The organism is uncultured Pontibacter sp. (genome assembly GCF_947502515.1).
Lineage (GTDB): Bacteria > Bacteroidota > Bacteroidia > Cytophagales > Hymenobacteraceae > Pontibacter.
The window spans coordinates 411,196-430,734 of record NZ_CANNAI010000002.1 but is presented as its reverse complement, the minus strand read 5'-3'; the positions used below and the strand labels follow the sequence as shown (position 1 = coordinate 430,734).

Sequence of the window (19,539 nt, the reverse complement as noted above, 5' to 3'; positions counted from 1 at the left end):
CCATACACGCAAACTTAAAGCTAAAGTTTAGCACCCTGCCTATAAGTTTTTGAACCGCTTGAACGCCTCTTCCTCAAGGCGGGCACGGTGATCAGGGTGTGCGATTTCGATCAAGGCCTTGGCGCGCTGACGAAGGTTTTTGCCGTACAGGTAAGCAACTCCATATTCTGTTACTACATAATGCACGTGGGCACGAGTCGTCACTACGCCGGCGCCCTGGTTGATATAAGGCGTGATCCGCGAAATACCTTTGTTGGTGACAGATGGCAGCGCAATAATAGGTTTACCACCTTTGGATAGGGCAGCTCCCCGGATAAAGTCCATCTGACCGCCTATACCTGAAAACTGGTAGGTACCAATGGAGTCGGAAACTACCTGGCCTGTCAGATCAATCTCTATCGCACTGTTGATGGCCGTAACTTTGGGGTTGGAGCGAATGACGGTCACATCGTTCACATAGTCAGAGCTCAGCATGGTGATCAGCGGATTGTCGTCAACAAAATCATACAATTTGCGGTTGCCGACAATAAAGCCAGTCGCAATTCTTCCCGGATGCTTCTTCTTGAATTCGTTGGTAATTATTCCCTGCTCTACCAGCGGCAGGATACCATTGGAAAACATCTCTGTATGAATGCCCAGGCCTTTGTGATTCGTCAGGCTATTGAGCGTTGCGTCAGGTATAGCGCCTATTCCCATTTGCAGGGTGGCACCGTCTTCTACCAGTTCGGCAATGTAACGGCCGATGGTCTCCTCAGTCTGGGTGATGCGCTGGCTATAGTCAACTTCCGGCAGGGGCTCGTTCACCTCCACCAGCGCATCGAAGCGGCGGATGTTTATCAGGGCGTCGCCATGGGTACGGGGCATTTGCGGGTTTACCTGTGCGATGACATGCTGCGCACTGATAACAGCCTGGCGGGCGATGTCAACGGAAACACCCAGGGAGCAGAAACCATGGCGGTCGGGTGGCGACACATGCACAATGGCTACATCCAGCGGCATAATGCCTGAGCGGAATAGGTTAGGAATCTCACTTAGGAAGATGGGCACATAGTCGCCGCGGCCACTGTTTACAGCCTCCCGCACATTGGCTGACACGAACAAAGAGTTTATGTAGAAGGCATCGCTGCATCGCTCTTCGGCGCAGGGCATGTCACCAAAAGTGGATATACTCACTAGCTCCACGTTACACAGTTCATCCGCACGCTCGGCCAGTCTGTGCAGCAGGTACTGTGGTGTGGCTGCACTGCCATGCACAAATACGCGATCGCCTGACTTGATAACAGAAAGAGCTTCTTCAGCTGAGGTGTACTTCAATTGGGGTTGATTCATGGGTTCCTTGTTTTTGATCTTAAGCCTTGAGCGTATCGCTTAACTTACGGCTGGTCTGAGGCTCGGTTTGAAATGGCTCTTATTTCGTACCGGCATATTTATTTATTCGCAAAAGAATATATAAATTTGAAAGCAAGCGATGATAATTGTCACCCTAAAAAATGAGCTTGCGTAAGGATGGGAGGAGAAGAGCCTGCTGCCTTAGCTCTTCAAACACCAGCATCTACTATGAAAAGCATGAAAAATAAACTGTCCTCAGCGCTATACCTCTTTCTGTGCGCTCTCTTTTTCAGTTCCTGCGTGGCCACTTCCGGCATCGACAACACCAGCACGATCAGTTCATCAGAAGGCGTATTAAGCAAAAAAAGCACCTATGCCTGGTATCAACCCACACCGTCTGCTCAGCCGGCTTATGGACAGGGCTTTAACGCGGATCTGCACAAGCACCTGCTGCAGTCGATAGAGGAAGAACTGCAGCGTAAGGGCTATACAAAAACTACCGTGAATCCGGATATGTTAGTGGCTTATGATGTGAGCGTATCGGTACCGGATGCGATGGACAAGCCGGAACTGTATGGCCCTGGATTTGGATACAGCTATGCCTATATGTCTGGCTACAGGTATAGCTATGGCAATGCGGAGCTGCCCGGCTACCGCGCAGTAGATCTTTTTAAGCAGGGCACGCTCATTGTGGATGTGATTGAGCCGAAATCAAAACAGCTGCTCTGGCGCGGCTGGACGGAAGGCGCCGTGAAGAATTTTGATGCGAACTACGGCAAAGTGAGAAGTCTGGTGCAGGAAATTGTCAAGCGACTGCCTACTGCTGTGCAACCTTAATATGAAACCCCGCCAAAGCAGCGGGGTTTATTTTTTCAGACTTAATCAGCCCTTACAAAATTATTGAATCGCATCACATCAGACGGCTTGCCCACCACATAAACCACGTCACCGCGTTTCAGTTTTGTCTGGGCATTGATCTCCAGTAGCGTATCGCCATCCCGCTTTATACCTACCACCGTGATTCCAAAGCGATTACGCACATCGGCTTCAATAAGGGTTTTACCCACCAGCGAGTCATCCTTGGTATAGATCCGCAGACTGGCTACTTCAATATCTGGCAGGTCAGTTGATATATTTCCAGCATTGGTTTTGCTGCCTGTCAGGCTGCGCAGCATATCATAATTATCGGCCCGGATGCTGTAAGTAAAGTTGGCGATCTCATCTCGTGGCATCAGGTATTTGGAAAGCACGCGGGTAAAAATCTCGATCGACGTCTCAAACTCCTCAGGTATCACCTCATCGGCTCCCAACCGGAAGTTCTCTTCCATCTCCTGCACAAAGCGGGTTCTGACAATGATATGCACTTTATCGCTCACTTCTCTGATGCTGGAAATAATTCGCTTAGTCGCTTCAGGGTCGGATATGGCGATCACGACCACCCGAGCCTTATGTATATTGATATGCGATAAGATGACACCGTGTACGGCATCACCATAGAGTATGGGCTCACCACGCAGACGTTCTTCTTTTACGGTTACAGCATTGAGCTCCACAATCACGTAAGGTATGCTGGCATGGCGTGCCGCTTTGGCCACATTGCGTCCGTTTATCCCATAACCGATAATCACAATGTGGTCTTCCAGATGGTGCATATCATCTGAAGCATCGGCGTTGGCAGGGGCATTGGGTATCTGGTTATTGACAGGTACCCAGCGGGCACTCAATTTATTGGCAATAGTGTGAAAAGAGCCGATCACAAAAGGGGTAATCGCCATGGTCAGCAGCGAAACAGAAAGGAAATACTGGTACACCTCCTGTGAGAGCAGACCACTGTTTATACCTGTTTTGGAAAGAATAAACGCAAACTCACCTACCTGAAAAAGCGAAAGACCAACCAATATGGAGGTGCGCAACGGGTACTGTAATATTCGGGCGGCCATGGCAGCGATTACTCCTTTCAGTATAAAGGTGCAGACAGTCAGCAGCAGGATAAGCGGCAAGTGTTGCAGCATGAACCCAAAGTCGAGCAACATACCGATCGACACGAAAAAGAAACTGGTGAAAATCTCCCGGAAAGGAAGGATGTTACTAGTAGCCTGGTGGCTATACTCTGACTCTGATATGATCAAACCGGCCATGAACGCTCCCAGCGCCAGCGACAGGCCAAGACTCTGCGTTAGCCAGGCCACCGCAAAACAAATGACCACTATACTGAGGATGAAAAGCTCTTTGCTCTTGGTTTGAGCCACAATAAACAGCAGCTTAGGTACCAGGTATCGGGCACTGATCAAAACGAACACTATCACAAAGGCACCCTTAAGCACCATAAGCAGTAATTCCACCACAATATTCTCAGAGCCGCCCGCCATCAGAGGCGCCACCAGCATCATGGGCACGACCACAATGTCCTGAAAGATGAGAATGCCCAGCACCACCTTTCCATGCGGGCTGTTTATCTCGCCTTTGTCCTGCAATAGCTTGAGCACGATGGCCGTACTGCTGAGGGCAAACAGGAAGCCAACAAAGAAACCTTCGGCTGCTGAGAAGTTGAACATCATCAGAACAAGACCAACCAGCAAAATCGTGACGAGGACCTGGGTAGCGCCTCCCAGTAAGACAGTCCGCTTGATCAGGGCCAGGTTGCGCAGCGAAAACTCCATCCCGATGATAAAGAGAAGTAGAATTACACCGATCTCGGCCAGAATCTCAATATCGTGTACATCTGCAATCAGGTTGAGGCCGTGCGGACCGGCAATCACACCCGTCATCAGGAAACCCAGAATGGTCGGCAGCCTGAAGCGCTGAAAGAGTAGAATCACCACCACGGCCAATCCCAGAATAATAACGACGTCAGATAATAAAGGAATTTCCATTCGATTTTAATTTGCCCAGCGGTCTTTCTTATTCGAGTATCAACCTTCTTGGGTTGAAAGATGGAGCAATATAGTGAAGTATTAAAAGGATTTTGATATAAAAAAGGAAGGTGACTGGCATTGGACAAATGTTTTTATAAAACAGGCGACAGGTTTTCTGGCAGATTATTTTTGCGCTATATTTAGGGTTCGGAACCACAAAACAGCGCTATACCTTATGAAACAGTACCTGGACCTGATGCAGCATATCCTCGACAAGGGGGTGAAGAAAGAAGACCGTACCGGCACCGGTACGCTGAGTGTGTTCGGTTACCAGATGCGTTTTGATCTGGCAGAGGGCTTTCCGCTGGTAACAACCAAAAAGGTGCACCTCAAGTCGATCATCCACGAGTTGCTATGGTTCCTGAAAGGAGATACCAATATTTCCTACCTAAAGGAGAACGGGGTCACAATCTGGGATGAATGGGCGGATGCAAACGGAGACCTGGGCCCGGTATACGGATCGCAGTGGCGCAGCTGGCCTACACCGGACGGCCGCCATATTGATCAGATCACGCAGGTGGTTAATCAGTTAAAAAACAATCCGGATTCCCGTCGCATCATAGTAAGCGCCTGGAACGTGGCGGAGATTGAGAACATGAAACTGCCGCCTTGCCACGCTTTTTACCAGTTTTATGTAGCAGAAGGCAAACTGAGCTGCCAACTGTACCAGCGCTCTGCCGATGTTTTCCTGGGCGTGCCATTCAACATTGCCTCTTACGCCTTGCTGGTGCTGATGATGGCGCAGGTGACAGGGTTGGAGCCGGGCGAGTTCATCTGGACAGGCGGCGACACACACCTATACCTGAACCACCTGGAGCAGGCTCAGTTGCAACTCACCCGTGAGCCACACGCACTGCCGACCATGTACCTGAACCCGGATGTGAAGAATATCTTTGACTTCCAGTTCGAAGACTTCAAACTGGAGAACTATGTGTCGCACCCAGGTATAAAGGCACCTGTGGCGGTATAACAGCGTAACATGTAGCGAGATAAAGCAAAAGGCCCGAAGCTTTACTTCGGGCCTTCATCATTATGGATTGGTTGACCAGATGCCGGCCTCTTTGATGAAAACGCGGCGGTTAAGTTTCAGCTGCGCCACGATCAGTTCGGCAAAATCCTCCGGCTGCATCACGCGCTCCGGGTTACCGTCAGTCAGCTTCAGTTCGATAGCCAACTCTGTTGCCACTGTACTTGGCGTGAGGGTGCTCACCCGAATATTGTGCTTGCGCACTTCCTGCATCAGCGACTCCGACAGACCGATTACAGCAAACTTTGAGGCACTATAAGCACTCGTTACCGGGGCTCCACGCTGGCCAGCTGTTGAAGAAATGTTGATGATATCGCCTGTCTGGCGCTCGATCATTTCTGGTAGCACGGCACGGGTCACATAGTAAACCCCCATCAGGTTCACCCGAATAATGTTCTCCCAGTCAGCAGGGTCCAACTCCAGGAACTTGCCAAACTTAGCCGTACCGGCATTATTGATCAGGATATCGATTGGGCCAAGTTCAGTACCAATCGCCTTTACCGCTTCGTTTACTGAGTTTATGTCGGTCACGTCGGCAGTAGCAACGGAAGCTTTTACACCTAGCTTCTTCACTTCTGCTGCCACTTCTTCTAATTGAGAAGTAGTGCGTGCCAGCAAACCCACGTTTACACCTTCCTGAGCCAGCGCAATCGCTATAGCCCGCCCCATGCCTTTACCAGCACCCGTGATCAGGGCGCTTTTTCCTTTTAATGATTCCATGTTGTAAGCCTTAATGTTTGTAGCTACAAATATACTACAGAAAGCGGTAAAGGTTCATATGCTATACTTGATTGATTAAGATAAGCTATTGCTTGAAGGGGAGTACACGCTTTTCAGAGCTGCTTTGCATGGCCAGTTCAATCACCCGGATGGTATTCAACGCCTGCTCAGGCTTCACCTCCAGTTCTGCTATACCCAGGATAGCATCCCGTACATTTTCGTAGTAGCCGCGGTAGTCACCCTGTTCACTCTGGATTTTCCCGACCAGATGCTGTCCTTTGAGTTCAGTGTCCAGTCTTCCCCAGATCTCTTCGGGCTCAGTTCCCCAGTCAGTACCTGTAGGAGAGAGTCCCGCCTTTAAAGCTGCTTCCTGCACATCGAGGCCATACTTCACAAAAGAACCTTTGTCACCCGAAAGGATAAAACGAGGCCCTGGCTGCTTTACCAACATGCCTGCTTTAAGTATAGCTTTCAAGCCATTGGCATAATAGAGCGTCAGATCAAAGCTGTCAATTATTTGCCCGCCACTGCGTTGAGTCCGCAGGTCGGCGTAAAGTGCCTCCGGCGAACCAAACAGCACCAGTGCCTGATCAATCAGGTGTGATCCAAGGTCATACAAAATACCTGTACCCGGTTTCTCTTCTTCTTTCCAGGTCTCGGAAGCAGGTATAGGCCGGAAGCGATCAAAGTGTGCTTCGTACTCCACCAGCCTTCCCAGCAACTGACCATCAATTAGTTTTTTTACTGTTTTGAAATCACTGTCCCAGCGGCGATTCTGATAAACGGTCAGCAATTTTCCCTTTTGTTGTGCCAGTTCAATCAGCTCGTTCGCCTCCTCCGATGTAACCGTAAAGGGTTTTTCGACAATCACATGTTTTCCGGCTTGTAAGGCGGCTTTGGCAAGAGGATAGTGTGTATCGTTGGTGGTAGCGACGATCACCAGATCAATAGCTTCATCCTCCAGGACACTACCTGTTTCGGGTACAACTTCGGCACCAGGGTATAGCTTATTGGCCAGAGCAACACTTTCGGGGCGGTTTGCCTTTATTTTCCTGAGCTTTATGCCTTCTACAACCGATATAATGGGCGCATGAAAAACCCGCCCGGCCATTCCAAAGCCCAAGAGGCCGATATGTATTGGTTTATTTGTCATAAGAGAGTGTTACGCACTGATTTAATGAACTGCTGGATGAAGTATACGATCTACATCACCCATCTTATAGCACCAGACCATTTTTAAAGCTTTGCAGCCATTCACTGTTTACTTCCAATCTGTGTTCATTCAGGCATTCTATACCTCGTATACCTGTCACATTTGCTGCAAACACAGCTTCTGCTTGCAGCAGTTCTTCTGGTTTGGCCAGGACTTCCCTTACCGCTATACCTTGCTGCTGACACCAGCGCAGAATAGCACGCCGCAGGATCCCATTCACACAGCCTGTCTCCAGGGCAGGCGTGAAAAGTTCACCTTGCTTTAGCCAGAAAATATTAGAAGATATCAACTCTGATACATTCCCCTTCGCATCCAGTAGTAGCATATCTTCTAAACCCATGTTTTGTTTTTCTATACCTGCCAGCACATAAAGCGGTGCATGCGGGCCTTTGAAATGGGAGAGAGAAGAGTAGCAGGTACGTACGCCCTGGCAAATACCGATTATTAAACCTGCTTCAGGTATGGCTTGCATTGGCTCTGCAGTCGCCAGCCATTCGATCTCATTTGTCTGCGGGGTATACAAGCCACCTCCTGATCGCCAAACTTTTAACTTCAAACGCCCCATCTTAGAAGAGTTATGCTGTCTTGCGAGATGCAGTAGATTATCTTCAAGTTCGCCATTCCAAAAATAAGCAGGTATAGCTAGTCCTAAAGCCTCAGCGGCTTCCCGCATACGAGCCTGATGGTCCCGCCAAAAACGCAAATTCCCGTCCACGACCATAACCGTTTCAAAAAAACCGTCATTGTACTGGAAAGCCCGGTTATGGATGGGGAGTTTCAAGTCTTGCACTGGAAGGAATTGATTGTTGTAGAGAAGCAAGGGAGTTTGGATGTTAGTGAGTTTAGGAGTTTTTGGGTGATTATGCGAATGATGTTCTTATAAATTAACGAATAAAGCTATCCTTTTGTCGTCTTGAAAAGATCTTGCTGGCAAGTTGCATAGACCTTCGGAAGTGGCAATCAAAATTCCTGCTGAATGACATCAGTTTGAAAAATGGCTTGATTCTCTCACTCAACGAATAAGCGCAAACCGTTTTCCTGGCATCGCTTTTACCATTCCTTTAAATTCAAGCGATAAAAGGACCGAGGCCAGCTGATTGACAGGCACTTGCGACTTCCAACCTAAATTATCCATTTGTTCTTCGCCGGATTGAATCAGCACCTGCAGCACCTGCATTTCCGCGGGTGTGAAATCGGCTGGGTCGAGGGCAGGTATAGCGGCGGCTCGCTTGGAGGCCAGTTTGTCCTCCACATCCCAGTTGAGTAACTCGATCAGGTCTTGCGTGGAGGTGAGCACGGCTGCTTTGTGTGACTTGATCAGCCAGTTCGTACCCTCTGACATCGGGGAATTAATGTTACCCGGCACGGCCATTACCTCCTTGTCATAACTGTGGGCGATGTCGGCGGTAATCAATGTGCCGCTTTTGAACGCCGCTTCGATTACAATGGTACAGTCGGACATACCTGCAATGATGCGGTTACGGGCCGGGAAACGGGGTGCGTCAGGCTTAGTGCCAAATGTGTTCTCGGTGATCACGCCGCCTTGTTCCAGCATCTTCTCTGCATACTTTTTATGTACCCCTGGGTAGATGGTATCAGGTCCGGAGGCCATGACGCCAATCGTTGGTAAGCCAGCCTGCAACGCGGCCCTGTGCGCGGCAATGTCGATGCCATAGGCCAGACCACTGACGATCATCACATTGTAAGGCTTCAGCTCTTCAACTATCCGCTCCGTTACCGACTGCCCATAATTAGTTGGCTTACGGGTGCCTACAATGCTGATAATGCGGCGATGGTTTAAGTCGGTATTACCTCTGAAGTAGAGGAGAGGCGGTGCGTCGGGCAGCTGCTTGAGTCGGTTGGGGTACTGCGGCGATGTGTAGAAGAGGAGCTGAACACTTCTGTCAGCTGCTTTTTTCAGCACTTCATCCGCCTCCAGCAAGGCATGGCGGCCATTGTCACGAATGCTTTTCGCTACACGTTCACCCACACCCGGCACTTTCATCAGCTTCGGCATGGGCGCATTAAACACGGCTTTTGCGGAGCCGCAATAGCTCACGAGTACCTTCGTCAGCTGGTCGCCGACGTAAGGCAAAAACGAAAGGGCTACTTCAAATTGAGCTTCCTGTGACATGCACCAAGGTACGCAGGCTTAGCTTTTGGTGTTCAGCTGTTCCTTGATTCCCACTAAGAAAGAACGCACTTTCTCAAGCGAATTAATGATCTCGATCTTGTCCTTTGTCTGCACCGATTTATTCTTCAGCACTTCCTTAGCGCCTTGTATTGTAAAGCCACGCTCTTTCACCAAATGGTAAACTGAACGTAATTCTTCAATGTCTTTGGCAGTGTACTGGCGGTTGCCTTTCTTGTTTTTCTTTGGTTTGAGTTGGTCAAACTCGGTTTCCCAAAAGCGGATCAGCGAAGGGGCAACGTCAAAAATGGAAGCGACCTCACCGATGGTGTAGTACTGCTTTTCGATTTCTTTTTCTTTATAAGGCATAGTGTCGGTTTCAAGGTATAGGGCTACAGCACTAATTTTCGGGTATAGCACGCTGAATTACGTCTAAAATTGCTACTTTTGCCCTAATGCAGGCCCGTGTAAGCATTGCCCGAAAGGGCTGTTTCTATAAGGCAAAAATTCTATATTTTTTGTTATTAAACAAGAAGTATAGCACATTGTATCTAAAGGCTTAATAATCATAGATGAACTCAGCTGAGATTAGACAAAAGTTTCTTGACTTCTTCGCGCAACGACAGCACCAGATTGTGTCGTCAGCCCCCCTTGTGGTAAAAGATGACCCCACCCTGATGTTTATCAACTCAGGTATGGCGCCCTTCAAGGATTACTTCCTGGGCAACAAACCAGCCCCGTCCAAGCGCATCGCCGACACCCAGAAGTGTCTGCGCGTGTCGGGCAAGCACAACGACTTAGAGGAAGTAGGCTACGACACCTATCACCACACCATGTTCGAGATGCTGGGCAATTGGTCGTTTGGCGACTATTTCAAGAAAGAAGCTTTGGCCTGGTCATGGGAGCTGCTTACAGAGGTATACCAACTGCCGAAAGACAGGCTGTATGTATCGGTGTTCCAGGGTGACCAATCGGAGAATCTACCTATGGACCAGGAAGCTTTTGATATCTGGAAGTCTATGATTGCGGAAGACCGCATCCTGATGGGCAACAAGAAGGACAACTTCTGGGAAATGGGTGATACGGGTCCCTGTGGTCCGTGCTCGGAGATACACGTGGACTTGCGTACCGACGAAGAGCGTGCGCAGGTAGACGGCAAAACACTCGTAAATGCTGACCATCCACAGGTAGTAGAGATCTGGAACAACGTATTCATGGAGTTTAACCGCCTGGCTGACGGCTCGTTGGTAAAACTGCCTGCGCAGCACGTGGATACAGGTATGGGCTTCGAGCGTTTGTGCATGGCCATCCAAGGCAAGCGTTCTAACTACGATACTGACGTGTTCCAGCCGCTGATTCAATACATTGCTAAGGAAGCGGGTGTAGTATATGGCGAAAACGAGAAAGTAGACATAGCCATTCGTGTGATGTCCGACCACATCCGTGCCATTGCCTTTACAATTGCTGATGGTCAATTGCCGTCGAACAACAAGGCAGGTTACGTGATTCGTCGCATTCTGCGTCGTGCCGTTCGGTATGGCTTCACTTTCCTGGATTTCAAAAAGCCTTTCCTTTACAAACTGGCAGCCGTACTGGCCGACCAGATGGAGAACGTATTCCCGGAACTGAAAGCACAGCTATCATTCGTGCAGCGCGTGATCGAGGAAGAAGAGAATGCTTTCCTGCGTACGCTGGAAAACGGCTTGAAGCGCCTTGACGCTTTAGAAGCTAAATTTAAGGAGAACGACAACACCATCGACGGCAAAACTGCTTTCGAACTTTATGATACTTTCGGTTTCCCGCTAGACCTGACTGCCCTGATTGCCCGTGAAAAAGGCCTGAAAGTGGACGAGGCTGGTTTCGGTGTGGAGATGGAGCAACAGAAAAACCGTTCCCGCAACGCCTCTGCTTCCGAGCAAAGCGACTGGGTGATCATCCAGCCTGATGTAGAGACGGAGTTCCTGGGCTACGAGCATGACGTGGCTGATTCGCATATTGTGCGCTACCGTCAGGTAAAGACTAAAAATAAGAGTGAGTACCACCTTGTGCTCGACCGCACACCTTTCTATGCAGAGAGCGGCGGACAGGTAGGCGATACAGGTTACCTGATTTCTGATTCAGAACAAATCGAGGTACTGGACACTAAAAAGGAGAACGACCTAATCCTGCACATCACAGCTAAATTGCCGCAGCAAGTGGAAGCCACTTTCAGAAGCGAGGTAGATTTTGAGCGTCGCAACCTAATCCGTAAGAACCACTCTGCTACACACTTACTGCATGCTGCTTTACGTAAAGTTTTAGGGGACCACGTGCAGCAAAAGGGCTCCTTGGTAAACGAAAAAGTACTGCGTTTTGACTTCTCGCATTTCTCTAAAGTAACGGACGAAGAACTGCGTGAAGTAGAAACCATCGTGAACCAGCGCGTGCGCCAGGCTATACCTTTGGAAGAGCAGCGCAACATCCCGATTGCTGAGGCTAAGGAAATGGGTGCCATGGCGCTGTTCGGAGAAAAGTACGGTGAGTTTGTGCGTGTGATTGCTTTCGACCGCGACCACTCGGTGGAGCTTTGCGGTGGTACGCACGTGTACAACACTGGTGAAATTGGCTATTTCAAGATTCTCTCTGAAAGCTCCGTAGCCGCAGGAGTACGTCGTATCGAAGCAACCACAGCTGGCTCTGCAGAAGAATATATGCAGCAACAGCTGAACGAGCTGAATGCCGTGCGCGAAGTACTCGGTACGCACAGCAACATATCTGGAGCCGTGCAGAAACTGCAGGAAGACAACAAAGCACTACAAAAGCAACTCGAGCAATTTGAACTGAAGCAGCTGACCAGCCTGAAAGAAAGTCTGGTTCAGAAGGCTCAGTCCATCAACGGTGTGAACTTCGTAGCAGAGAAAGTAGACGTGAGCACAGCTGACTACCTGAAAAAACTGGCATTCGACATGCGCCAGGCAGTAGACAATCTGGTACTGGTGTTAGCCGCTGAAATCGACGGCAAGCCACAGATTGCGGTGATGCTGTCAGATAACCTGGTATCGGACCGCAAGCTGAACGCCAGCCAGATGGTGCGCGAACTTGCAAAAGAGATCAAAGGCGGTGGCGGCGGACAGCCTTTCTATGCGACGGCTGGCGGTAAGGAAGTAGCTGGTCTGCAGGCTGTGCCTGCGAAAGCGCAGGAATTAGTGAAAGGACTACTGCAATAGGTAAATGGCAGGTATAGAAACGCCCTATTTAGAGAAGGCTAAATCATTTTATACCTTTATACTTTGGGCAGTGGGCTCAGCAGTTCCGCTAAATTTACTGACCAGGTATATGCAACTGAAAAGCCCATTAAAAGAACTAGTTGGTTTTGGACCTGCTGCTATCGGATTGTTGATAGCTCCCGTTGGGATGTACTACATTTTGAAGAGCTTCAAGCAGCAAGAGCAAAACAAGAAACAGCAATGGCTATACCTACTGGGCTTACTATTGATAAACAGTCTGGCTTTGTACATCATCTTAATGATGGTTACCGGAAACAAGCCATTTACTAATTAGTAGATATCCCGATTTAGACAAATAAAAGAATAGCTTTCCAACAAAGAATCATGGATAAAGCAATAAGAGACAAATACCAGGCGATTATCGGTCTGGAAGTACACGCCCAACTATTGACAGAGAGTAAGGCCTACTCGTCTGACTCTACGGAATATGGCGTGCTGCCAAACACGAACCTGAGCGTGATCACACTGGGGCACCCTGGTACACTACCGCGCATAAATAAATCCGTGGTAGAGATGGCCGTGAAGATGGGACTGGCAACGAACTGCGAGATCAGACGCTACAACATCTACGCCCGCAAAAACTACTTCTACCCAGACCTTCCAAAAGGCTACCAAATCACACAGGATAAAACGCCTATTTGCACGGCGGGCTACCTGGATGTGAAAGACGCAGCAGGCAATGACAAGCGCATTGGTATCACGCGCATCCACATGGAAGAAGATGCAGGTAAATCCATGCACTTGCCTGGCGAAACCGAAACGCTGATTGACCTGAACCGTGCTGGTGTGCCTTTGATTGAAATTGTATCGGAGCCCGATATCCGCGATTCGGAGGAAGCCTATAACTACCTGACCGAGATTCGTCGTTTGGTGCGCTACCTCGAGATCTGTGACGGCAACATGGAAGAAGGGTCGCTACGTTGCGACGCCAACATTTCAGTGATGCTGAAAGATTCGCCGCTTTGGGGTACCAAGGTAGAGGTGAAGAACATGAACTCATTCCGCAACGTGCAGCGTGCCATTGAGCACGAAATCGAGCGCCAGATCATGGTAATCGAGAACGGCGGAAAGATCGATTCAGAAACCCGCAACTTCGACGCGAATACAGGTACGACTACAGCCATGCGCTTAAAGGAGACGCTGAACGACTACCGATACTTCCCGGAGCCGGACCTACCACCTTTGGTGATCGAGCAGGAGTGGTTAGAGCGTATCAAGGAGACTATGCCAAGTCTGCCACAGGAGCTCTATAAGCGCTTTACAGAGGAATTTGGCCTGTCGGAGTATGACGCTGGTGTTTTAACAGATGCGAAGGAAATCGCCTTATACTACGATGAGCTTTGCAAGCACACCAAAAACTACAAAGGCGCTGCCAACTGGGTAACCGGTCCTGTAAAGTCATACTTGAACGAGCTACAACTCCACATCAAGGATTTCCCATTGCAACCGCATGCCATTGCCGAGATCATCGCCTTAGTAGACGAGAACAAGGTGAGCCACTCGGTAGCCGCCAAGAAGATTTTCCCATACATGCTGGAGAACCCAGGTATACCTGCGCACCAGGTGGCCGAAGAGCAGAACCTGCTGCAGGAATCTGATACTGATTCACTTAAGGCGATCGTTTCAGAGGTGCTTGCCGCTAATCCTCAGAAAGTGGAGGAGTATAAGGCTGGTAAAAAATCACTGGTAGGTATGTTCATGGGAGAGATCATGAAGAAAACCAAAGGCAAAGCTGACCCTAAAGTGGCTAACCAATTGCTGCAAGAGGGATTAAATGCATAATATTACGTATTGCGATACACTAGGTATTAATTCATCTTGCCTGGTGTTCCGCTGTACGATCATCTAAACCCATAGAAATATGAACCTAAAGAACTATATAGTACTGGCTTCAGCGACTGCCTTGATTGCTAGTTGCCAGGGCAACAAGACGGCGACCAACGGCAGCGCCTATACTATAGAAGGGAAACTGCAAAATGCCACACCTGGTCAGATCTTTTTGTTTGAACTGGGAGAGCAGCAATTCATTGCCCGCGATACGGCTGATATCAGTCAGGATGGTACATTTTCATTTCAGGGTCAGGTAGAAGAGCCTACACTTTACCGCCTCGGACTTGATCAGCAAAATGCCCTGATGATGGTTCTCGAAAATAAAAACATCAAAGTACAAGCTGATGCCCGCGACCTGAACAATACAGCCAGTTTTGAGAACTCAGAGGACTCTGAGCTTTTCCAGCGCCTGAACAAAATGGTGAATGAGAACCGTCAGAAGGAAATGGCTCTGAGCGAGCAGTTCAACCGTGCCATCTCCGAAGGCAATACGGAAGAAGCTGAAGGTTATCGTCAGCAGTATCTAACCTTGCAGAAAGAGATCAAGAACTTCATTGCAAAACATCCGGAGTCTGTTGTATCTGCATTCGGCACGCTGAGTCTGGTGAATCCACAACTGGATTTTGCTTTCGCTGATAGTATGCTCACGCTCTATACCCAGCATATCCCTGAGTCGAAATACACGAAGACGCTGAATGATCGCCTGAGTGCGATGCGCACAACTGCTGTGGGTTCGGTAGCTCCTGATTTTACACTGCCAACACCTGAAGGTGGCAGCATGGCTTTGTCTCAGCTGCGAGGTAAGTATGTGTTGATCGACTTCTGGGCAAGCTGGTGCGCTCCATGCCGCAAGGAAAACCCGAATGTGGTGAAGATGTACAACAAGTACAAAGACAAAGGATTCGAGATTTTCGGCGTTTCGCTGGATCAGTCGCGTGAAAAGTGGCTGAAGGCTATTGCCGATGACAAACTGACCTGGCCACAGGTATCCGACCTGAAAGGTTGGGAAAGCTCAGCTGCTCAACTCTACCAGGTAGATGCCATTCCACAGACTATTCTGCTCGACAAAGAAGGAAAGATCATTGCCAAAGGCTTGAGAGGAGAAGAATTGGAAGCTAAAATTGCTTCGTTGGTACAGTAAACCAGGATCCATACCTGATACAAAAGCAAAAGCCCTTCTGTCATGGAAGGGCTTTTGCTTTTTATGGTCAGTAATTGTTACTACTTTTTAAACACTCGCTGCAGCGCTGCCCACAGTAACTTTTTCTGCTCCTGATCACCATCCAACACAGCCAGCGACTGTGAGAACACGACTGGCACACCGTCTACCGGAACAGGATTGTAAAGCGTGAACTTCTCGTGTGGGAGGTCAGTGTCAAGGCGGCTGGCGAAACTGATGATATATTTTGTCTGGGTGGTTTCGCGCAGAGCTTCAAACTTCGTAATCGCTCCGGACACATTATTTACAAAGGCAACATCCGAAGGACCAAAACCAATAGCTGCGAGTATTTTGGTCAGAAACTGCGACTGTGGCAATACCCTAAACGCTGCATCCGGAAGTGTGACCAACACGATCAGACCTTTGCGGTTTTCACCGATAAGGTCAAAAGACTTTGGCTGAGGTGCTGTCTCTATTTTCGGCAGTTTAGGGGTAGCGGTTGCAACAGTCGCCGGACTTGCTGGAACGGGAGCGTCAGTTTCACGAACCGGCTTAATAACTGGTGCTTCAGTAGTGGCAGGTATAGCCGCAGGTTCGGTAATAAGTTCAGACGCACTGACAACAGACACCTGGTCCTGCTCGATCAGGTAGAGCGTTTCGGGCATGAAATGCTTCAGAAATTCCGCGTTCAGTTGTTCTGGTGTCAGGGCTGCCATTCGGTAAGGTATTAATTATTCGGCGTCTTCCTTAAGATCAAAGATAGAGCGTAATTCATTGGCTTCGCTCGGTTTCATACGACCAGCCAATACCAGGCGTAACTGACGACGGCGTAAAGCACCGTCATACAGCCTGATCTCTTCCTCGGTTTCGGGTATAGCTTCAGGCACATCGATCGCTTTGCCAGACTGGTCCACTGCTACAAAGGTGAAAAACGCTTGGTTTGACATCACTTTTTTGCCTGAAGGAATGTCTTCCGCATAAACCACAATGTGCACTTCCATAGATGAAGAGAAGGCACGGGTAACCTTAGCTTCGAGCGTAACCACATTGCCCAATTTTATGCTTTCAGCGAAAGACACGTTGTCCACCGAAGCCGTCACCACGATGCGGTTAGAGTGCTTCTGTGCAGCGATAGCCGACACGATGTCCATCCAATGCATCATTTTACCACCCATCAGGTTATGCAGGGTATTGGTGTCGTTTGGCAACACCAACTCAGTCATGATTACGTACGATTCGCTTACTTTTTTCTGTTTACGCATGTCTGTTCTATAAATTCTGACGCAAAGATAGGTCACGAAGGTCCAAACAAAAAGACCAATAAGGCAATTGCTTCAAAATGTTTGGGCAGGAGCGAGGCTAGTCTATAATTCACAGCGCTATCGCTGAAGATACTAATCCTCTTTTATAAATAGATAAATTATGCCCTCGTTGGCATTAAGGCCAAGGGGCTATAAATTATCAGCTTCCCAACCAGATTTACCCAGAAGCGGTACGAATTTGAAATCAGCGAATTCCTCCCGCGTAAAATCATTTTCGCCGGTGCGGGTAATACGCAGCATTTTCTGACTCGACTCACCACCTACCGGGATTACCAGAATACCACCAATAGTGAGCTGACTCACCAATGTTTTAGGTATACCGGGCGCACCGGCCGTCACGATGATTTTGTCGTATGGTGCGTGGGCAGGCAAACCCTGTGAGCCGTCGCCGTGGAAAGTGTGCGGGAACAAGCCATACGTTTTGAAGAACTTCACCGCCTTCTCGTAGAGCGGTTTGTTATACTCGATGGTGTAAACTTTAGGCGTAAGCTGCAGGAGCACACAGCACTGGTAGCCCGAGCCGGTCCCGATTTCGAGCACTTTGTCGGTTGGTTTCAGTTTCAGCAGCTCCGTCTGGAAAGCCACTGTGTAAGGCTGCGAAATAGTTTGTCCTTCTCCAATCGGAAATGCTTTGTCCTGGTAGGCTTGTTCCAGAAAGGCTTTCTCGAAGAAAAAATGCCGGGGTACTGTTTCAATTGCAGCCAACACCCGTTCATCGCGTATACCTTTGTCTCTCAACTGTTTTACCAAGGCGCGGCGCATGCCTTTGTGTTTGTACAAATCTACCTGCATTTCCCTTTTCCTATAATACTAGTTACGAATGATTGGCACTTGCCATGCCAGCTGATTCAGCTAGCGACATTTTTTTCTGAAACAGATAGAAATGCCGTATGCGAAAATAAGCATAGGAGGGCAGAGTTACCTAACACTAAAGCAATTTAATCTCGCCCCGATGCGGATTTAGGTATAGCAAGTATGCTTTTCAGCAAAATCATGGTTAATTTTGAATCCAGATAACAAGCCCGAAAAACTATGTTTACAGGTATAATAGAAGCCATGGGCCAGGTGCAGGCCATACAGGAAGAAGGCACCAACAAGCACTTCACGCTGTTAGCGCCTTTCACACAGGAGCTACAGATCGACCAGAGTGTGGCTCACAACGGCATTTGCCTGACGGTGGTGAACATAGAGGGTGATAAGTACACTGTCACTGCTATCGATGAGACGCTGCAAAAAACAAACCTGAACAGCCTGCAGGTGGGTGACAAGGTGAATCTGGAGCGATGCATGAGTGCCAATGGCCGCTTCGACGGACACATTGTGCAGGGGCACGTGGACCAGGTAGCAGTATGTGAGTCCGTAGAAGACCAAAACGGCAGCTGGGTTTTCACCTTCCGCTACGATTCTACTTTGGGAAATGTGACGGTAGAAAAGGGATCAGTTACAGTGAATGGCATCAGCCTGACGGTCGTTAACTCACAGGAAGAACGTTTTTCTGTTGCGATCATCCCCTATACCTACGAACATACCAATCTGCACCAGGTGAAGCCGGGTTCCACCGTTAATCTGGAGTTTGATATAATCGGCAAGTATGTAGCGAGGCTGTTGGGTAAAAGTTAATCTTGATTGAGTGAATGGGAATATAATCCTGCAAATGTTTGGGCAGGGTCACTAAAACAAAGCTTCGGTCATCACTTTACCACAATCTGGTGGTACGTTACCCCATAACCGCCCCAAACACCCAATCCGCCGTTGATATTAGATCGGGTGGTATTGGGGGAGCCGATGGGACTGCCATTGTTGTTACGCTCATTCTCTAAGGTATACCAAAAGCGGTAGTGAGCCAGATCGATCGCAGCCCAACGCACTAGGATCGTATCGCCTTTCCCGAAATAACTGTAAGTATCCAGATCAACCTCCCTGCCACGGGGCTCCCCCCGGTCAAGCGGGAAGCTCAGGTTCTGTACCCCATTAATCAGCTCGTCATTGAAAACGGAGGTAAAGTAGCCGGGGTAGAAGGGTTCACTGTTGCGCTTAGTAAAGTAGCGCACGCTATTACCCAGGGTATCCGGGTCGCGGTAACGGTAAAAGAGAGTGAACAAGCTGTCCTGACTTGGGTCGGGGTGAGGCTGCAGAAAGAGCTCCTGCAGTGGGTTGAGATGAGGTATGGTCGTAGTGGAGGTCAGTACCCGTCCTTCGTGACTGATCCGCAACTGATAGCTCTTGCCGGTTTCGCCCCGCAACTCATCAGAGGTATAGACATAGAAGATAAAGCTACTGCCACTCGTGAGCTGATTCTCAGGTATAGCATACTGCTCTGATACCACCCGCCGCAGCTCAGGCCAAAAGGCTGCGGCTGGCACTTCTTTTAAGGTATAGCTGCGCCCGCCTGAACTTACCTCCACCTGCGCCCCATGCACGAAACTAGCTTCGATATCAGCGGGAGAAGAACCAGCAAACACCGGCATACTGCGCGTGAGCACCACCACAGGCGGCGCATCCTGTTCAATATGCCCTTCTACTACCAGTTGCTCCTGCCCGGCAGGTATGTCGATTGTCAGACTTTCTTCGCAGGAAAGAAGAAACGGGAATAGGACGAGTAAGAGGATATTTCTGAATCTCATAGC

18 protein-coding genes are annotated in these 19,539 nt (G+C 49.1%); 7 read left to right on the top strand and 11 right to left on the bottom strand.

Features of this window, described 5'->3' with window-relative positions:
* Positions 1 to 39 precede the first annotated feature (39 nt).
* Positions 40 to 1,329, bottom strand: a complete 1,290-nt coding sequence (locus Q1A54_RS06605) for an acetyl-CoA hydrolase/transferase C-terminal domain-containing protein (protein WP_299986057.1) — start codon at positions 1,327 to 1,329, stop codon at positions 40 to 42.
* Positions 1,330 to 1,566: 237 nt separating this feature from the next.
* On the opposite strand from Q1A54_RS06605, the gene Q1A54_RS06600 reads away from it, so the two are divergent.
* Entirely contained in the window at positions 1,567 to 2,166 is a 600-nt protein-coding gene (locus Q1A54_RS06600) for a DUF4136 domain-containing protein (protein ID WP_299986055.1), read from the top strand.
* A gap of 41 nt (positions 2,167 to 2,207) precedes the next feature.
* On the opposite strand, the gene Q1A54_RS06595 is transcribed toward Q1A54_RS06600, so the two are convergent.
* Positions 2,208 to 4,202: a monovalent cation:proton antiporter family protein gene (locus tag Q1A54_RS06595; RefSeq protein WP_299986053.1), complete on the bottom strand. Its 1,995-nt coding sequence runs from the start codon at positions 4,200 to 4,202 to the stop codon at positions 2,208 to 2,210.
* Positions 4,203 to 4,419: 217 nt separating this feature from the next.
* Here Q1A54_RS06595 and Q1A54_RS06590 point away from each other — a divergent pair, with 217 nt between their 5' ends.
* Positions 4,420 to 5,214: a thymidylate synthase gene (locus tag Q1A54_RS06590; protein WP_299986051.1), complete on the top strand. Its 795-nt coding sequence runs from the start codon at positions 4,420 to 4,422 to the stop codon at positions 5,212 to 5,214.
* Positions 5,215 to 5,274: 60 nt separating this feature from the next.
* Here Q1A54_RS06590 and Q1A54_RS06585 read toward each other — a convergent pair whose 3' ends face one another.
* From Q1A54_RS06585 to Q1A54_RS06565, 5 genes are all read right to left on the bottom strand, one after another.
* The gene (locus Q1A54_RS06585) at positions 5,275 to 5,991 is read right to left on the bottom strand and encodes a 3-ketoacyl-ACP reductase (RefSeq protein WP_299986049.1); all 717 of its coding nucleotides are present in this window, start codon (positions 5,989 to 5,991) and stop codon (positions 5,275 to 5,277) included.
* Between the two features lie 85 nt (positions 5,992 to 6,076).
* Complete coding sequence (locus Q1A54_RS06580; RefSeq protein WP_299986047.1) at positions 6,077 to 7,144, bottom strand: oxidoreductase; 1,068 nt, start codon at positions 7,142 to 7,144, stop codon at positions 6,077 to 6,079.
* A gap of 64 nt (positions 7,145 to 7,208) precedes the next feature.
* Positions 7,209 to 7,985, bottom strand: a complete 777-nt coding sequence (locus Q1A54_RS06575; protein WP_299986045.1) for an aminotransferase class IV — start codon at positions 7,983 to 7,985, stop codon at positions 7,209 to 7,211.
* 231 nt (positions 7,986 to 8,216) lie between these two features.
* A complete protein-coding gene (gene dprA / locus Q1A54_RS06570; RefSeq protein ID WP_299986043.1) occupies positions 8,217 to 9,338 on the bottom strand; it encodes a DNA-processing protein DprA in 1,122 nt (373 codons plus the stop codon).
* Between the two features lie 18 nt (positions 9,339 to 9,356).
* Positions 9,357 to 9,704: a MerR family transcriptional regulator gene (locus Q1A54_RS06565; RefSeq protein WP_299986042.1), complete on the bottom strand. Its 348-nt coding sequence runs from the start codon at positions 9,702 to 9,704 to the stop codon at positions 9,357 to 9,359.
* 203 nt (positions 9,705 to 9,907) lie between these two features.
* Here Q1A54_RS06565 and alaS point away from each other — a divergent pair, with 203 nt between their 5' ends.
* From alaS to Q1A54_RS06545, 4 genes are all read left to right on the top strand, one after another.
* Positions 9,908 to 12,541 (top strand): alanine--tRNA ligase, encoded by a 2,634-nt coding sequence (gene alaS / locus Q1A54_RS06560; protein ID WP_299986040.1) that lies wholly within the window; start codon positions 9,908 to 9,910, stop codon positions 12,539 to 12,541.
* Between the two features lie 4 nt (positions 12,542 to 12,545).
* Complete coding sequence (locus Q1A54_RS06555) at positions 12,546 to 12,875, top strand: hypothetical protein (protein WP_299986038.1); 330 nt, start codon at positions 12,546 to 12,548, stop codon at positions 12,873 to 12,875.
* A 50-nt stretch (positions 12,876 to 12,925) separates the two neighbouring features.
* The gene (gene gatB, locus Q1A54_RS06550) at positions 12,926 to 14,383 is read left to right on the top strand and encodes an Asp-tRNA(Asn)/Glu-tRNA(Gln) amidotransferase subunit GatB (protein ID WP_299986037.1); all 1,458 of its coding nucleotides are present in this window, start codon (positions 12,926 to 12,928) and stop codon (positions 14,381 to 14,383) included.
* Positions 14,384 to 14,462: 79 nt separating this feature from the next.
* Positions 14,463 to 15,572, top strand: coding sequence for a TlpA disulfide reductase family protein (locus tag Q1A54_RS06545; RefSeq protein WP_299986035.1), 1,110 nt, complete (start codon positions 14,463 to 14,465; stop codon positions 15,570 to 15,572).
* Positions 15,573 to 15,652: 80 nt separating this feature from the next.
* Here the strand turns inward: Q1A54_RS06545 and Q1A54_RS06540 are convergent, their stop codons facing one another.
* The 3 genes from Q1A54_RS06540 to Q1A54_RS06530 form a co-directional block, all read right to left on the bottom strand.
* Positions 15,653 to 16,306: a hypothetical protein gene (locus tag Q1A54_RS06540; RefSeq protein ID WP_299986033.1), complete on the bottom strand. Its 654-nt coding sequence runs from the start codon at positions 16,304 to 16,306 to the stop codon at positions 15,653 to 15,655.
* A gap of 15 nt (positions 16,307 to 16,321) precedes the next feature.
* Positions 16,322 to 16,852, bottom strand: coding sequence for an acyl-CoA thioesterase (locus Q1A54_RS06535; RefSeq protein WP_007652522.1), 531 nt, complete (start codon positions 16,850 to 16,852; stop codon positions 16,322 to 16,324).
* Between the two features lie 189 nt (positions 16,853 to 17,041).
* Positions 17,042 to 17,704: a protein-L-isoaspartate(D-aspartate) O-methyltransferase gene (locus tag Q1A54_RS06530; protein ID WP_007652520.1), complete on the bottom strand. Its 663-nt coding sequence runs from the start codon at positions 17,702 to 17,704 to the stop codon at positions 17,042 to 17,044.
* A 240-nt stretch (positions 17,705 to 17,944) separates the two neighbouring features.
* On the opposite strand from Q1A54_RS06530, the gene Q1A54_RS06525 reads away from it, so the two are divergent.
* The gene (locus tag Q1A54_RS06525; RefSeq protein WP_299986027.1) at positions 17,945 to 18,532 is read left to right on the top strand and encodes a riboflavin synthase; all 588 of its coding nucleotides are present in this window, start codon (positions 17,945 to 17,947) and stop codon (positions 18,530 to 18,532) included.
* 71 nt (positions 18,533 to 18,603) lie between these two features.
* On the opposite strand, the gene Q1A54_RS06520 is transcribed toward Q1A54_RS06525, so the two are convergent.
* Positions 18,604 to 19,536: a DUF4249 family protein gene (locus Q1A54_RS06520; RefSeq protein WP_299986025.1), complete on the bottom strand. Its 933-nt coding sequence runs from the start codon at positions 19,534 to 19,536 to the stop codon at positions 18,604 to 18,606.
* Positions 19,537 to 19,539: the final 3 nt, after the last annotated feature.

Coding starts and splice junctions, on each gene's coding strand:
- dprA (WP_299986043.1), bottom strand. CDS start 9,338: ATGTCACAGGAAGCTCAATTTGAAGTAGCCCTTTCGTTTTTGCCTTAC.
- Q1A54_RS06565 (WP_299986042.1), bottom strand. CDS start 9,704: ATGCCTTATAAAGAAAAAGAAATCGAAAAGCAGTACTACACCATCGGT.
- Q1A54_RS06585 (WP_299986049.1), bottom strand. CDS start 5,991: ATGGAATCATTAAAAGGAAAAAGCGCCCTGATCACGGGTGCTGGTAAA.
- alaS (WP_299986040.1), top strand. CDS start 9,908: ATGAACTCAGCTGAGATTAGACAAAAGTTTCTTGACTTCTTCGCGCAA.
- Q1A54_RS06605 (WP_299986057.1), bottom strand. CDS start 1,329: ATGAATCAACCCCAATTGAAGTACACCTCAGCTGAAGAAGCTCTTTCT.
- Q1A54_RS06540 (WP_299986033.1), bottom strand. CDS start 16,306: ATGGCAGCCCTGACACCAGAACAACTGAACGCGGAATTTCTGAAGCAT.
- Q1A54_RS06520 (WP_299986025.1), bottom strand. CDS start 19,536: ATGAGATTCAGAAATATCCTCTTACTCGTCCTATTCCCGTTTCTTCTT.
- Q1A54_RS06525 (WP_299986027.1), top strand. CDS start 17,945: ATGTTTACAGGTATAATAGAAGCCATGGGCCAGGTGCAGGCCATACAG.
- Q1A54_RS06530 (WP_007652520.1), bottom strand. CDS start 17,704: ATGCAGGTAGATTTGTACAAACACAAAGGCATGCGCCGCGCCTTGGTA.
- Q1A54_RS06555 (WP_299986038.1), top strand. CDS start 12,546: ATGGCAGGTATAGAAACGCCCTATTTAGAGAAGGCTAAATCATTTTAT.
- Q1A54_RS06595 (WP_299986053.1), bottom strand. CDS start 4,202: ATGGAAATTCCTTTATTATCTGACGTCGTTATTATTCTGGGATTGGCC.
- Q1A54_RS06600 (WP_299986055.1), top strand. CDS start 1,567: ATGAAAAATAAACTGTCCTCAGCGCTATACCTCTTTCTGTGCGCTCTC.
- Q1A54_RS06590 (WP_299986051.1), top strand. CDS start 4,420: ATGAAACAGTACCTGGACCTGATGCAGCATATCCTCGACAAGGGGGTG.
- gatB (WP_299986037.1), top strand. CDS start 12,926: ATGGATAAAGCAATAAGAGACAAATACCAGGCGATTATCGGTCTGGAA.
- Q1A54_RS06580 (WP_299986047.1), bottom strand. CDS start 7,144: ATGACAAATAAACCAATACATATCGGCCTCTTGGGCTTTGGAATGGCC.
- Q1A54_RS06545 (WP_299986035.1), top strand. CDS start 14,463: ATGAACCTAAAGAACTATATAGTACTGGCTTCAGCGACTGCCTTGATT.
- Q1A54_RS06535 (WP_007652522.1), bottom strand. CDS start 16,852: ATGCGTAAACAGAAAAAAGTAAGCGAATCGTACGTAATCATGACTGAG.